The following is a 12,712-nucleotide window of genomic DNA, read 5'->3' as shown; positions in this document are numbered from 1 at the left end:
TCAAGGGAGGGGCTCGCGGGGATGGGAAATCAGGGGTAACCGCTTGCCGTAAAGGCTCAGGGTCTGGGTACGCCCGTTGAGGGCGAAACGGGCGTATTGCGGGGTCAGGTGTTCCAGGCGCCAGCCGTTGGGCAGCGTCTGGCCCAGGCGCACCGTCAGGGGTGGGCCGCCGGCTTGCTTGAGCATGGCCATTTGCAGGTTGCCGGTGATCATGATGCCGCTGAGGGTCAGGTTGGCCAGGCTCGCCACCTGGGTCTTGCCGACCACGCTGTCCGGGCGGCGATCGGGGCTGAACAGCGGCGTCTGCCAGGTGCTCGCGAGCTCTTGCAACGCCGGCGCCGGTGCGGCCTGCACAGTGACGGAGGGCTGCGCAGGTGCAGGCGCCTGCGGCAACCATCGCGGTTGATCACCGATGCTGCTGAGGATCACCGCCATCAGTACGCCCAATAGCCCGGCCAAGCCGAGCAAGCCCCACTCCAGGGGGCGCAGTGCACCGATCATGGCGCCACCTGCGCCGGTTGCAGGTAGCCACGCACCAGCAGTTGCACCGCCAGCTTGCCCGCCCCGCCAGTGGCCGGTGCCTGTTTGCTGCGGCGAATGCGCAACTCATCGACAAACAGAAACGGCGGCTGGTATTCCAGCGCGTGCAGGATCGCGGTCAGCGGTTCGATGGCGCAGTTCAGCGTAAGGCTGACCTTGACCTGCCGATAGGGCTCGCTGCTGTCCTGTTCAGTGGTGATGGGTTTGCGCTGGGTGAGGTTGCAGCCGCCGCCCAGGTTGGCGTGGCTGTTGATCAGGTCGGCCAGACGCTGCATCAGATCGGCGGCGACCACATCGGGGTCATCGCCTGGCAACAGGCTGGCGCTGCTGGCCGGGTCTTGCCGCGCCAGCTCAAGCTGCTCGCGCAATGCCTCGCCCTGGTGCAACACGGCGGCGTAGCGTTGCTGCTGCTCACGCAACTGCTGGGCTTGCTCGCCCATGGTGCGCAACGGGCCGGCGAACCAGCTGTCGATCAGCAACCAATAGGCCGCACCGAGTACCACGGCCAGGAGCAACAAGGCCCCGCCACGACGTTCACGGGGTGTGAGGGGTCGGCGCATCGGCGGCCTCCGGGCGTAAGTGGGCGCGCAAGGCAAACTGGTCCTTACCGGTGCGCGCATCGGGTTGAATCACCCCTTCGAACTGGGCGTTGTCCAACCGCCGGCAGCCTTTGATGCGGGTGATCAGGCCACTGGCCTTGGCACTTTGCCCGGAGAAGGTCACCTCAGCGTCCTTGACGTCCAATTGGTCGAGCCAAGTGTCGGCGGGCAGGCAAGTGGTCAAGTCATTGAGCAGTGCAGCCAGCGGCGGTTGCGCCAGTTTGCGCTGGGTGAGGTACTGCGCCGCGCCGCGGGTATTGAGCAGTTGCTGGCGCAGGGCGTGCACCTGGGCGACCTGGGCTTTTTGCTGCTGCACGGTGGCGTGCATGGCGTCGAGTACACGCTGGCGGTCGTTGAGCCACAGCAACATGGCGGCGATCAGCAAGGCACCGCACAGCCATGGCAGGCTGCGCTGCAAATCCTTGCCCCTTCGGCGTTGGCGCGAGCGTAACGGTGCCGGCAGCAGGTCGATGCCCAGGCCCGCCACATCGACGCGATGGGGATGCAGACCGAGGGCAGCGCAGTCGCTGAGAATCCGATCCAGACGCTCGCGCAGGATCGCCACCAGCGTGACCTCAAGGTGGGTGGGTGTGCGCTGCTCCTGACGCGCCACGAAGTACAACTGCTCGGCGTCGAACGGGGTGTAGCGGTCCAGTTCATAGCCGACCACCGCCGTGAGATTGCGCGCGGCCGCCAGGGGCAATTGCAGGCGTTGCTGCAGCACCACGTCAGGGCCGAGCATCAGCACCTGGCAGGCGCTGCCGGGGATAACCGGCGCCGTCAGCGGCCAGTGATGGATCTGTTCAGGCGGCTCTTGCGGGGCCAGCCAGCTCGGCACACAGCCGCGCAGCTCGGTGAGCCAGAGGCGCCAGCCTTGTTGCAACAGGCTGCCGCGCCACTGGCGGGCGATAGGTTCAAGTCGATTCATTCTTGCCACCGCACCACCCGATAGGGTTGTGCACGGTCCTCCGCGGGGCTCAATAAGACGGTGAGTTGCAGGCGTGCCTGATAGCCCCCGGGGCGCTCGGCACGGCTGTCGATTTCCAGCACCTGGCCGGGGTCGGCGCCCTCGGCGTTTTGGCGTGGCAGGTTCAATGCCTTGCGCATCAAGGGGCTGGCAAATGCCGGATCGGGTCGATCCAGGTCGCTCCACAAGGTCATTTCCGGCAGTAACTGGCTGTACAGCGCCTGGGTCATACCGGGCAGTTGCCGCACTTCTTCCAGCACCCGAAACGGCGCCAGGCCCTGATGGCGCCGAGCCTCAAGCGCCTGGACCAGCTGATGGGCCTGGGCCGGGGTAGCGCCGCAAGCCAGGGCCAGGTGCAGCAAGTCATCGGGGTCGGCGTTGACCAGGTACAGCTTGCCGCGCTCACTGCGCAGGCGGACCTGTAGGCGGGCGTCGTCGAAGGTCAGCGCGATGGCACGCCCGTCCGCCACCCAGTGCCGATCAGCCATGACCTGGGCAATACCGGCTTCGGCGGCCAACAGCGTCTGGGTGTGCTGGCGGTACCACAGCGCCTGGCGACTTTGCAGTTGCACCCAGGCAGCCAAACCGCCGAGCAATAGGCTGAGTAAAGCCAGCACCCACAGCACCAGCAGCAACGCCGCTCCGCGTTGGCGCTTCATTGTTCACTGCTCGCGCTGCCGAGGTTCAGGCGCAGGGCAATCACTTGCGTCAGCCACGGCACCGGCCCGTTGACGCTGGCGTCGATGCGTACTGCGACGGGCAAGCGCCGGGGCCAGGGCCACGCGCTCAACCAGCCGGTGGGCTGGCCCAAGGGCGATACGCCGCGATAACTCAATTGCAGCGCCTCGACGTTATGCAGCAGCACTTGCGGTTCAGCGCGCTGGGCGTTGGCAGCGGATTGCAACTGCGAAAACGCCACCTGAAAATCCTGTTCTACCCGTTGCAAGGTAAAGCGCTGGATGCCCCCGCCGAGCACGCCGGGCAAGGTCGCCACAAACTGCAAGCGCTCTGCCGTACCGATAAAAAAACCGTCGGCCTGGCTGTCGTCTTCAATGATATTCAAGGGCAACGCCTCGCTGATCGCGGTGCGTAGAAACTGTTGGGCGGTGCGCATTTCATCCAGGCTCACGGTGTAACTTTGGGCCTTGGCCACCGCCCGATTGGCGCCCAGCAACGCAGCGCCCACCAGCAATAACAATATCGAAAGCAGGCTGAGCACCACCAGGATCTCCAGTAAGGTGAAGCCCTGCTCGCGGCGCCTCACAGGCGGGCCTTCAAGGTGCTGAAGCGGGCCTGATGCGCGCCTTCGCGCAGGTTCAGGTCGAGACGAAACAGATGGGGCTGTTGCCGGGTACTGGTCAAGTGCCAATGGATACCATCAAGTTCGCCTTGCAAGGTGCCCTCGCTCAGCGGGCCGGCCGCTTCCTGGTCCAGCAGCGTGAGCGCGGCCTGGGTTAGCCGGTCGCTGTGGGCAACCTGGGCCAACGAGCGCGCACTCTGGCCGAAGGCAACCAGCAACACACTGCTGCACACCGCCATCAACGTCAGGGCCGCGAGCATTTCCAGCAGGGTAAAACCGGCCTGATGCTTCATGGCAGCGCCCTGGACTGCACGCTGCCGGTGAGCCAGCCAATGTCGATACGCCAACGCCGGGCGCCGCTGGTCAGCAGCAGGTTGCCGCCGGTGGAACTGCCATCGGGGTAGAACACCACGGCGGCGCCCGCCTGCTCGGCACTGTGCAGCGTCACCTGCAACGGTGCCTGCCAATGGTGCAGCGCACGCCCTGGAGCCCGGAACGTCAGGCGTTGCAGGTCGAATTCGGTGCGCGCCGCCCGGCCGCTGACGATCGCCCCCGCCCGCGTGGCGCGCAGTGCCTCGACCATCTGCCCCACCACCCGCCGCTCCTGAGCCACTTGCAGCCCCTGGCGCACACCCAGCCCCAACAACCCGGCGGCGATGCCGATCAATACAATGACCACCAGCATCTCCAGCAAGGTAAAGCCGCGCTGGGCCATGGGCGGGTTACTCCCAGTTACCCAAATCGGCACTGTAGCCCTCGCCGCCCGGTTGACCGTCCTGGCCGTAGAAGATCAGGTCGAAGGCGCCATGCTGCCCGGGGAAGCGATAACCGAACCCGTGGCCGAACGGGTCCTTCAACTCCGAAGGCTTGGCATAGGGGCCCGCCCAGCTGGAGGCATTGGCGGGCTTGTCGAGCAGCTGTTGCAGGGTGTTGGGCGGCGCCCCCACATCCAGGGCGTAGCTGTCGATCTTCATGCTCAAGCTCGCCAACTGCGCCTTGCCTGCGCCGTATTTGCCCTTGTCCACATTGCCGCCGACCTGGCGCACGACAATGGTTGCGACGATGCCCAGCAGCACGATCACCGCGAGCATTTCCAGCAGGGTGAAGCCGTTTTGGCGGTGCCGGGTTCTCATTGATTCCACTCCATGAAGGTTCATATATGGCTGGTGAGGCTCATCAGCGGCAGCATGATCGCGAGCATGATTACCGCCACCAGCACCGCCATGATCACGGTCAGCGAGGGCACCAGCGCAGCGAGCAGACGGTCGATCGCACGCTTGGCCTCGACGTCGAAGATGTCGGCGACCTTGAGCAACATGCCGGGCAGTTCACCGGCGTGTTCGCCCACCTCGATCATTTGCAGGGCCAACTGCGGCAACAGCGGTTGACTGCCAAACGCCTCGGCCAGGGTGCCGCCGCCTTTGACCTGTTGCGCCGCCAGCGCCACTTGCGCCTGCAATGCACGGTTGCTGCAGACCTGCCGGGCGATCACCAGCGCGGGCAGCAATGCCACGCCATTGCAGAGCAAGGTGCCGAGGGTGCGAGTCAGGCGTGCGGCTTGCACCCGTTGCAGCAGCGGGCCGACCACACGGATGCCCAGCAGGTGACGGTCGTAGCGTTCGCGGCGGCTGGGGTCGCGCAGGCGCGTCGCCAGGAGCCCGACACTGATCGCCAACCCGGCCAACAGCACCAGGCCATAGGCCGACAAAAACTCGCCAAGCCCCAGGATCACTTGGGTGATCAACGGAATCGGCACGCCCAGATCCTGAAAAATCGGCACGAATTGCGGCACCACATAGGCCAGCAACAGCGCCAGGGAACCCAGTACGCCCACCACCAGGAACGCCGGGTAGATCAGCGCGTTGATCACCTCGCCACGCAGTCGCTGGCTGCGCTCCAGGTAGTCGCTGAGCTGGCGCAGGGTGTCTTCCAGCGCACCACCGGCTTCGCCCGCGCGCACCATGCTCAGGTACAGCGCAGAAAACGTATCGCCCTCTTCCTCAAGCGCAGCCGACAGCGGCTTGCCGGCCTTGACCTGGTCACGGATGCGCTCGATCAAGGCCCGCACCTGGGGTTGGCCGGGTTGCTTGAGCAGCAAGTTCAACGAGCGTTCAAGGGGCTGACCGGCGCCGAGCAGCGTCGCCAGTTGCTGGGTGAAACTCACCAGCGCAGCCCCCTTCAACGGCCCGCGTACACGACGTAACGAGGCACTGCCCGTCGTTTCGATATGCAGCAGCAACCAGCCACGCTTGTGCAAGATGGCGACGGCGGCGGCCTGGTCGGCAGCTTGCAGCGTGCCTCTCTGGGCGGCGCCCTGGCTGTCCAGGGCACGGAACTTGAACAGGCTCACGCATCCTCTCCACGGGTGACGCGCAACACTTCTTCCAGGGACGTGACGCCCGCCAGCGCCTGACGCAGGCCGTCTTCATACAAGGTGCGCAAACCGCCGCGACGGGCGGCTTGCTCAAGGGTGGCGGCGTCGGCGTGGGCCATCAGCAGGCCACGCAACTCATCGTTCATCACCAGCAATTCGGTGAGGGCGCTGCGGCCGTGGTAGTCGCCGTGATACAGCAGAATCGGGCGCTGCTCGGTGAGGCGATCCAGGCCGTGTTCCTTGATCAACGCCGGCGGCGCCTGGAACGCGACCCGTGTGGCCGGGTCCAGGCGCCGCACCAGGCGTTGGGCGAGAATGCCGCTGACGGTGGAGGCGATCAGGTAGCTTTCCACGCCCATGTCCAGCAAGCGTGTGATGCTGGCGGCGGCGCTGTTGGTGTGCAGGGTTGAGAGCACCAGATGGCCGGTAAGTGAGGATTGGACGGCGATGCGGCACGTTTCCAGGTCGCGGATTTCACCGATCATGATCACGTCCGGGTCCTGGCGCACGATGGCGCGCAGCGCTCCGGCAAAGTCCAGGCCGATGGCGGGCTTGACCTGGATCTGGTTGATGCCTTCAAGCTGGTACTCCACCGGGTCTTCCACGGTGATGATCTTGCGTTCGGCGGTGTTGAGCCGCGCCAAGGCGGTGTACAGCGTGGTGGTTTTACCCGAGCCTGTGGGCCCGGTGACCAGCAGGATGCCGTGGGGCCGCTCAAGCAAATCAAGGAAGGCTGCCAGGCGCTGGCCATCAAAACCCAGGCTTGGAAAGTCGAACTGCACGGTTTGCCGGTCCAACAGGCGCATCACCACCGACTCGCCGAAGCTGGTGGGCACCGTGGACACGCGCAAATCCAACGCCTTGCCCTGGATGCGCAGCATGATGCGCCCATCCTGGGGCAGGCGCCGCTCGGCGATGTCCAGGCGCGCCATGATCTTCACTCGCGAGATCACCGCCGCCGACGAACTGGCGGGCGGTGCTTCGGCGTCGTGCAGCACGCCATCGATGCGGTAGCGCACCTTGAGCTGGTTTTCGAAGGGTTCGATATGGATATCCGACGCCCGTTGTTCCACGGCGCGTTGCAGGATCAGGTTGACCAGGCGAATCACCGGCGCTTCGGAAGCCATGTCCTTGAGGTGCTCGATATCTTCGAGGGCACCACCCTGCTCATCGAGGTTTTCGATCAGCGTGCCCATGGCCGAACGGCCCTGGCCGTAGTAACGCTCGATCAGGCCCTCTACGTCGGTATGCGCGCCGATGGCCAGCCATACAGGAACTTGGCAGGCATACGCCAGGGCCTGGAACGGGTACCGCTGCGTCGGGTTGGCGGCCAGCACGCGCAGGCCGCCCTCGTCCCAGCCCATGGGCACCAGGTGGTAGTGACGCAGGAAACGCTCGGTCACGGCAGGTAATGGGTCGAGCAACGGCGGCGCAGCGTCGGCCGCCAGCAATGGCGCAGCCAGCAGATCGGCCCAGGCGCGGGCCAGTTCGATTTCGGACACCAGACCCAGGCGCGTGAGTAAACCCAGCAGGTCGCGAGGGTCATCGGATAAGCGCCGGGCGCGTTCCAGATCCAGCGTTTTAAGCCCGGCGTGCTGCATCAGCCACGCACACACCTGGTCGGTGTGCGGGATGTGCATCTTGCAAGCATCGATGGGGGCTGAAGACATCATTGAGGAATATCTAACGTTGCGAAAAGTATGGCTATTTGGAACTACCGAACAATGCCATTAGTTCGCCACAGCCGATGCAGGAGTTAGCCGGGGGTATCGACTGGAAGTTATAGCTCTAGTTCCGGCTGGCGGAAAATTAAATACAAAACATTGCCAAATGCACTGATTTAGAGCGTTAGCAGCCAATAGCCACTAGTTGCACTTAGCCATACCCCGCAATGACTAGGTACTTTCCCTTTCAATTAACTGACAGTGCAAAAGATTCAAGCGTGCAACTTCACCCTCGATCGGTAATACACCCAGACTTTGCAGAACGCGGGTGGCGGCTAATATACCAATCTGCAGGGCCGGTGGCTGGATCGTGCTGAGGCTGGGCAGCAACATCTGTGCGAAGGGGTAATCACCAAAGCCCAAGACGGCACAGTCCTGCGGGATGTTCAGCCCCGCTCGTTGACCGGCGAGCAAACCACCGGCAGCCAGGTTGTCGTTGGCAAAGAAAATCGCGTCGGGCCTGGTCACCGCCCCCATCAGCGCCTCCATGGCCTGCTTGCCCGCCTCGAAAGGCGCACGGTCGGCGTCGGGGACGAAGACCCACGGCTGCACACCCAGCTCGCTGAGGGTCGCAGTAAAACCATCACGGCGCTCCAGCACGTAGTCCCAGGTTTCCACCACCGGGATGTCCACCTCGGCGATCATCTTTTCGATGCCTGGGCTATGGAAGCGACTGGTCAGCACCAGCGCGGCCGCCAGCAACTGCGGAGCGAACTGGCCCAGCGCGAACAGCTGACACTGGCGCAACTGGGCCGACGCATTGCCGGCGGACGCGGTCATTACAGCTTGATCGGCACGCCTGTGCAGATCGCCGATGAGCTGCAGCGCTGGTTCGAAGAAGGCGCGGCGGATGGCTTCAATATTCTGGTGCCACACCTGCCGGGCGGGCTGGAGGATTTCGCCCGCCTGGTCGTTCCCGAGTTACAGCGGCGTGGCTTGTTTCGGCGCGAATACACCGGCACCACACTGCGAGAAAACCTCGGCCTGGCGCGCCCGGCCAACCATTTCAAGGAGACCCGAGCATGAAAATCCCCACCCTGCTGCTGGCCCTGCTGCTGACCCAGACAGCCTGGGCGGCCGATCTATTAACCTTGCGCATCGACTACCAGAAAGGCTCCATCGCCCAATCGCCCTGCAACAACGCCACACCAGTACTGCGCGCCGGGTTAACCGATGTATTGCTCACGGGAATACTGATCAGGTGTGGGAAATTTCCTTGGCGCGTAACTAATGAGCAGGTGTGATTCGCGATGAAGATGGTTCACGCCGGAAGGCATTTATTCCCGGCATGAAAAAGCCCAACCTATTCAGGTTGGGCTTGATCAGAAATAGAGTGGGACGCAGGGATTCGAACACTCGACGCCTGGCCCCCATACAGGCGGACGTTGTGAAAGCCATAATCAGCAACAACAGTGGCGCATCAAGACAAAGCCGGCCTCTTGCTGCTCAGCGTGCCCCCCTCTGGATACCCTCACCGTAGCGCGCCCGCCTTGGCGATCAACTCACGCAATCGGGAATCCTTAGGCTCAAACACGTCGAGGAGCCCGATCGCCTTAAGAGCGGGCAGAGATTGAATAATTTCTCGCTCAGCCAGCAGTTGATCATCCATGCTCGCACTTGGATTACTCCAAACTCGTACGTTTGCCAAAAAGGCACCCACCGTCCCTTTACGTACGGTCACTCCCTCAAATGTTGCTTCGTTTGTGTCGTCGGCAAGAACGTCTTCGGCACGCATATCCGTCTCCGCAGTTGGGTTGCTTTAACTTCTCGGCCTTTCGGAAAAGGGCATCACGCCGACAATAACGTAATTATCTTGCGCTGACATTTAAATGAAAACCCGGCGCTTGGCCGGGTCCGTTGATGCTCAGTTGTCAGGATGCTCACTGGCTACTGAATCGGCAGCGTCCACGTCCGACATATCTTCCTCGAGGGGTGCCTCGTCGTCCGGTGGCAGCGGGATATGATCCTCATCGCGCTTTGGATCATGACCGGCCTCATTGTCCGTTCCACGCGTTACTGCCTGCTGTGAAATATTGCCTGGGGCGTTCTCGTTGATTTCCATGCTGTCTCTCCGCTCTAAAGCGCGACAAATACGCACTTAACCATTGGAGCAGGCGTGTAACAGGGAGTGCCGAACTTTGGACGAACGGAAGATCCCGAGACAGTGTTGGGCGTAAGGACGCCAGCACCAGCAGCCATAACGGCGACTGAGGATCCCGCCAAGGGCTCACGCAGTAGCCCTGTATGTCATCCGCCTTGGCCTGATTGAGTAGTTTCAGCCAATCAATGACTTCCTTGTCGAGGCCCCTTATGGCACTTCCTCACACCGCCTGCATCTTCCTGTATTTCCTGTTGCTCAGCACTGTCTGGCCGAGCCATGCCAGAGATCTGGCCGAGGGCCTTACCGAGCAGTCACCGTCTGTGGCCCTTGAAAATAAAAACCACCGTTATCCGCAATGGACCGGCATCGGTTCACTGGAAAACGCCTTAGGCCAGACCTGCAATGCCGTTCTGCTCGACACGCGCAATCGCCAAGGTAAGGCCATCGGGCCGGCTTATGTGCTGACCGCCGGGCATTGTGTGTTCTACAGCTACGGTACAGCGCGCGTCCACCAGGCGCTCACCGCCGACGTGACCTTCAACTACTTTCATGACACACCCGAACGGCGTATCACCTACGCCGTCAAGACGGCGCATTGGAGCAGCATGGCGGGCACTGACCTGGCCGTGCTCGAACTGGATACGTCACTGGCGGTGCTGGTGGCCAAGGCGATCATGCCACTCAAGCTGGCCTCCCAGCGTCAGACATCGGATCGAGAGGTGATCAACGTGGGAGCGCCGACTGGCTTTCTGAAAAAGGGCCTACGCATGAGCGCCTGCGTGGAATCGACCCTCAACAGTTTTGCCGAACATCCCGGCGTGTTCCCCAGCGCCTTGCGCAACCGCTGCAACGGTCTGCGCCCAGGCAGCTCCGGCAGTCCGATGCTGGACCGGAACACCAATGAAATCACCAGCATCATCAGCAAGGTCGCGTCTGCCATTCAGAAAGACATTCTCAATAGCTGCCAGAACAACTCGGCGTGCGAAGCCGCCAAATTCAACTACAGCTACCCCGTCAACGACTTGTACTACTGCTTTGTAGACGGTGTTTTCCGTAACGACACCCCAACCTGTCAGCTCAAGGCGGTTGAAATCACGCTGGATGAGCCGTGGAACCTGAAGCCCTATGTGCATTTAAAACGTGACGCCACCGACCAAATTACCCGTCCGACTTGGAACCTGAGGTTCTCGATCCAGGAACCGTTCTACCGATTCAAAGCCGTGAATCACATCAGCGATTGCGCACGCACACACGGCTACCAAGTCGCTGCCGCTTCTGACGAGGCCTACATCAACCAGCCCATCGGTCCAGTGCTGGGGCCGCATGTGTTATGCATACTCGGGGTGCAAACGGCCGAACAGCCGCTGACCGAAGCGCTGCTGCGCAATGCGTTCACCCATTCGGTATTCCTGACCAACCCGGCACCGGCACCGCAGCTCAAGCACCGCTATCACATCGCCTGGGAAAACCAGCAGGACGGTTTTAGCCAGCATTATTACTACAGCGTGAACTCGGCGATCAGCACCATCTGTGGCGATATTGACGACGATCGCTACACCTTGGCCATGGACGGCATATTCCTTGATATAGCAGAGCTGCCGGTCACGTTATGCAGTTATGCACGCAACAACGCCGGGCAACCGTCGGCCATTCGCACAGACATGATCACAGGCGCAACGGTTCGCTCGCAGCGTCAGGCCAGGTGAGGCAGCGAGCTGTTTTAAGCAAATGTTGATGAGTCAAGTCAGCGCAATCGAGGGCAATGCCCGAAAGGCACGACTTGAGCGGGATCACTGGGGCTCTCCCCCGCCGAACCGCAGCGGGGGCGACCCGATTACCATTGACCAGAGAGCAAACAGGTTGCTGCCTCAATCATGCTGAAGTGGTACCACGGCTGAGAATCCTGGCAACTGGTGGCGAAAGACGCATGCGCACTTGAGGTCGCTAACAGGCAGGCTGCAGCCGTCATATAGACGTATTTTTTTATAGTCATCTTCACTCCCCTTCCCATCGTTAATACATTGGCTTGCGCTTCAAACTCTACTGCCGGGTTCGTGCAAGGATCAATTAGGGCAGGTGTGCTAGTGGCTTATCGACATGCACGCGACAACGCCTATCGACGTCACGCCAGTCATTTCAGGGGAGTGTCGTAGCGATTGCATGTTCGCTGTACCCCACCGGCAGATCACAAAGGTGAAACAGGCTCTCGGGCCCATAACGGCCCACGGCGCGGTAGGGGGTATTTTTCAGACATGAAAAAGCCCAATCTTTTCAGATTGGGCTAAGTCATTGAATAATATGGTCGGGACGGAGTGATTCGAACACTCGACCCCTAGCACCCCATGCTAGTGCGCTACCGGACTGCGCTACGCCCCGACTAGGCGTGTTACTGGGTTCGCTTCTTAACGAAGCGAACCGGAATATACCGCAAGCTTTTGAAATGTGGAAGTATTTTTAAAGCTTGAATCATTTCTTCAGCACCACCAGCACATCTTCCAGTTCGGAGATCATCTGGCGGATCAGTTGCTTGTATTGGGTGGTGTCGTCTTTGGCTTCATCACCGGACATACGCTGGCGTGCGCCGCTGATGGTGAACCCCTGGTCGTACAGCAATGCACGGATCTGTCGGATCATCAGCACGTCCTGGCGCTGATAATACCGACGGTTCCCGGTGCGTTTGACGGGGTTAAGTTGAGGAAACTCCTGCTCCCAATAGCGCAGCACGTGCGGTTTTACGGCACACAGCTCGCTGACTTCACCAATGGTGAAGTAGCGTTTGCCTGGGATGACGGGTAGTTCGTCGTTATGACTTGGTTCCAGCATAAGCCTCAACTCGGGCCTTCAACTTCTGCCCTGGACGAAAGGTGACCACACGGCGAGCCGTGATCGGGATTTCTTCTCCCGTTTTTGGATTGCGGCCAGGCCGCTGGCGTTTGTCCCGCAGGTCAAAATTGCCGAAACCGGACAATTTGACCTGTTCGTTGTCTTCCAGAGCGTGGCGGATCTCTTCAAAAAACAGCTCGACCAATTCCTTGGCCTCGCGCTTGTTCAGACCCAACTCTTCGTACAGACGTTCCGCCATCTCAGCTTTCGTCAAAGCCCCCATA

Annotated in this window: 15 protein-coding genes, 1 tRNA gene and 3 pseudogenes; 2 read left to right on the top strand and 17 right to left on the bottom strand. The window is 61.7% G+C overall.

What is annotated here, in order from left to right:
- From JH25_RS03285 to JH25_RS0127385, 11 genes and pseudogenes are all read right to left on the bottom strand, one after another.
- Entirely contained in the window at positions 1-501 is a 501-nt protein-coding gene (locus JH25_RS03285) for a general secretion pathway protein GspN (RefSeq protein WP_032880312.1), read from the bottom strand.
- Entirely contained in the window at positions 498-1,100 is a 603-nt protein-coding gene (gspM, locus tag JH25_RS03290; protein WP_032880310.1) for a type II secretion system protein GspM, read from the bottom strand. Before gspM ends, JH25_RS03285 begins: the two co-directional genes overlap by 4 nt.
- Positions 1,075-2,067: a PilN domain-containing protein gene (locus JH25_RS03295; protein WP_032880308.1), complete on the bottom strand. Its 993-nt coding sequence runs from the start codon at positions 2,065-2,067 to the stop codon at positions 1,075-1,077. Before JH25_RS03295 ends, gspM begins: the two co-directional genes overlap by 26 nt.
- Positions 2,064-2,765, bottom strand: coding sequence for a hypothetical protein (locus JH25_RS03300; protein WP_032880306.1), 702 nt, complete (start codon positions 2,763-2,765; stop codon positions 2,064-2,066). The genes JH25_RS03295 and JH25_RS03300 overlap by 4 nt, the downstream gene beginning before the upstream one ends.
- A complete protein-coding gene (locus tag JH25_RS03305; protein WP_032880305.1) occupies positions 2,762-3,370 on the bottom strand; it encodes a prepilin-type N-terminal cleavage/methylation domain-containing protein in 609 nt (202 codons plus the stop codon). The genes JH25_RS03300 and JH25_RS03305 overlap by 4 nt, the downstream gene beginning before the upstream one ends.
- Positions 3,367-3,699, bottom strand: coding sequence for a type II secretion system protein (locus tag JH25_RS03310; protein ID WP_032880303.1), 333 nt, complete (start codon positions 3,697-3,699; stop codon positions 3,367-3,369). The genes JH25_RS03305 and JH25_RS03310 overlap by 4 nt, the downstream gene beginning before the upstream one ends.
- Positions 3,696-4,121 (bottom strand): type II secretion system protein, encoded by a 426-nt coding sequence (locus JH25_RS03315; protein WP_032880301.1) that lies wholly within the window; start codon positions 4,119-4,121, stop codon positions 3,696-3,698. The genes JH25_RS03310 and JH25_RS03315 overlap by 4 nt, the downstream gene beginning before the upstream one ends.
- Positions 4,122-4,128: 7 nt before the next feature.
- Positions 4,129-4,539, bottom strand: coding sequence for a type II secretion system major pseudopilin GspG (gspG, locus tag JH25_RS03320; protein ID WP_087945255.1), 411 nt, complete (start codon positions 4,537-4,539; stop codon positions 4,129-4,131).
- A 20-nt stretch (positions 4,540-4,559) separates the two neighbouring features.
- Positions 4,560-5,756: a type II secretion system inner membrane protein GspF gene (gene gspF, locus JH25_RS03325; protein ID WP_032880299.1), complete on the bottom strand. Its 1,197-nt coding sequence runs from the start codon at positions 5,754-5,756 to the stop codon at positions 4,560-4,562.
- The gene (locus tag JH25_RS03330) at positions 5,753-7,420 is read right to left on the bottom strand and encodes a GspE/PulE family protein (RefSeq protein ID WP_442961460.1); all 1,668 of its coding nucleotides are present in this window, start codon (positions 7,418-7,420) and stop codon (positions 5,753-5,755) included. The genes gspF and JH25_RS03330 overlap by 4 nt, the downstream gene beginning before the upstream one ends.
- A 255-nt stretch (positions 7,421-7,675) precedes the next feature.
- Positions 7,676-8,197, bottom strand: a pseudogene (locus tag JH25_RS0127385) (substrate-binding domain-containing protein); the annotation flags it as partial.
- Here JH25_RS0127385 and JH25_RS27680 point away from each other — a divergent pair.
- A pseudogene (locus tag JH25_RS27680) lies at positions 8,177-8,530 on the top strand (nitrilotriacetate monooxygenase); the annotation flags it as partial. The pseudogenes JH25_RS0127385 and JH25_RS27680 overlap by 21 nt on opposite strands.
- A gap of 79 nt (positions 8,531-8,609) precedes the next feature.
- On the opposite strand, the pseudogene JH25_RS28350 reads toward JH25_RS27680, so the two are convergent.
- From JH25_RS28350 to JH25_RS03345, 3 genes and pseudogenes are all read right to left on the bottom strand, one after another.
- A pseudogene (locus JH25_RS28350) lies at positions 8,610-8,708 on the bottom strand (aquaporin); the annotation flags it as partial.
- A gap of 267 nt (positions 8,709-8,975) precedes the next feature.
- Positions 8,976-9,239, bottom strand: coding sequence for a hypothetical protein (locus JH25_RS03340; protein WP_032880295.1), 264 nt, complete (start codon positions 9,237-9,239; stop codon positions 8,976-8,978).
- Positions 9,240-9,368: 129 nt separating this feature from the next.
- Positions 9,369-9,566, bottom strand: coding sequence for a hypothetical protein (locus JH25_RS03345; RefSeq protein WP_032880294.1), 198 nt, complete (start codon positions 9,564-9,566; stop codon positions 9,369-9,371).
- Between the two features lie 248 nt (positions 9,567-9,814).
- Here JH25_RS03345 and JH25_RS03350 point away from each other — a divergent pair, with 248 nt between their 5' ends.
- On the top strand, positions 9,815-11,311 hold the full coding sequence (locus JH25_RS03350; RefSeq protein WP_050549407.1) for a trypsin-like serine peptidase: 1,497 nt from the start codon (positions 9,815-9,817) through the stop codon (positions 11,309-11,311).
- A gap of 593 nt (positions 11,312-11,904) precedes the next feature.
- Here JH25_RS03350 and JH25_RS03355 read toward each other — a convergent pair.
- The 3 genes from JH25_RS03355 to ihfA form a co-directional block, all read right to left on the bottom strand.
- Positions 11,905-11,981 (bottom strand) — tRNA-Pro (locus JH25_RS03355).
- A gap of 90 nt (positions 11,982-12,071) precedes the next feature.
- Positions 12,072-12,428: a MerR family transcriptional regulator gene (locus JH25_RS03360; RefSeq protein ID WP_003174972.1), complete on the bottom strand. Its 357-nt coding sequence runs from the start codon at positions 12,426-12,428 to the stop codon at positions 12,072-12,074.
- Positions 12,409-12,711 (bottom strand): integration host factor subunit alpha, encoded by a 303-nt coding sequence (ihfA, locus tag JH25_RS03365; RefSeq protein WP_002553164.1) that lies wholly within the window; start codon positions 12,709-12,711, stop codon positions 12,409-12,411. Before ihfA ends, JH25_RS03360 begins: the two co-directional genes overlap by 20 nt.
- Between the last annotated feature and the right edge of the window lies 1 nt (position 12,712).

Origin of the sequence: Pseudomonas sp. BRG-100 (genome assembly GCF_000737955.1) — a bacterium.
GTDB classification, from domain to species: Bacteria; Pseudomonadota; Gammaproteobacteria; order Pseudomonadales; family Pseudomonadaceae; genus Aquipseudomonas; species Aquipseudomonas synxantha_A.
Note: the sequence above shows the minus strand (reverse complement) of the source record. Positions and strands in the feature narration are given on the sequence as shown.

Coding starts and splice junctions, on each gene's coding strand:
- JH25_RS03285 (WP_032880312.1), bottom strand. CDS start 501: ATGATCGGTGCACTGCGCCCCCTGGAGTGGGGCTTGCTCGGCTTGGCC.
- gspM (WP_032880310.1), bottom strand. CDS start 1,100: ATGCGCCGACCCCTCACACCCCGTGAACGTCGTGGCGGGGCCTTGTTG.
- JH25_RS03295 (WP_032880308.1), bottom strand. CDS start 2,067: ATGAATCGACTTGAACCTATCGCCCGCCAGTGGCGCGGCAGCCTGTTG.
- JH25_RS03300 (WP_032880306.1), bottom strand. CDS start 2,765: ATGAAGCGCCAACGCGGAGCGGCGTTGCTGCTGGTGCTGTGGGTGCTG.
- JH25_RS03310 (WP_032880303.1), bottom strand. CDS start 3,699: ATGAAGCATCAGGCCGGTTTTACCCTGCTGGAAATGCTCGCGGCCCTG.
- JH25_RS03315 (WP_032880301.1), bottom strand. CDS start 4,121: ATGGCCCAGCGCGGCTTTACCTTGCTGGAGATGCTGGTGGTCATTGTA.
- gspG (WP_087945255.1), bottom strand. CDS start 4,539: ATGAGAACCCGGCACCGCCAAAACGGCTTCACCCTGCTGGAAATGCTC.
- JH25_RS03330 (WP_442961460.1), bottom strand. CDS start 7,420: ATGCACATCCCGCACACCGACCAGGTGTGTGCGTGGCTGATGCAGCAC.
- JH25_RS03340 (WP_032880295.1), bottom strand. CDS start 9,239: ATGCGTGCCGAAGACGTTCTTGCCGACGACACAAACGAAGCAACATTT.
- JH25_RS03345 (WP_032880294.1), bottom strand. CDS start 9,566: ATGGAAATCAACGAGAACGCCCCAGGCAATATTTCACAGCAGGCAGTA.
- JH25_RS03350 (WP_050549407.1), top strand. CDS start 9,815: ATGGCACTTCCTCACACCGCCTGCATCTTCCTGTATTTCCTGTTGCTC.
- JH25_RS03360 (WP_003174972.1), bottom strand. CDS start 12,428: ATGCTGGAACCAAGTCATAACGACGAACTACCCGTCATCCCAGGCAAA.
- ihfA (WP_002553164.1), bottom strand. CDS start 12,711: ATGGGGGCTTTGACGAAAGCTGAGATGGCGGAACGTCTGTACGAAGAG.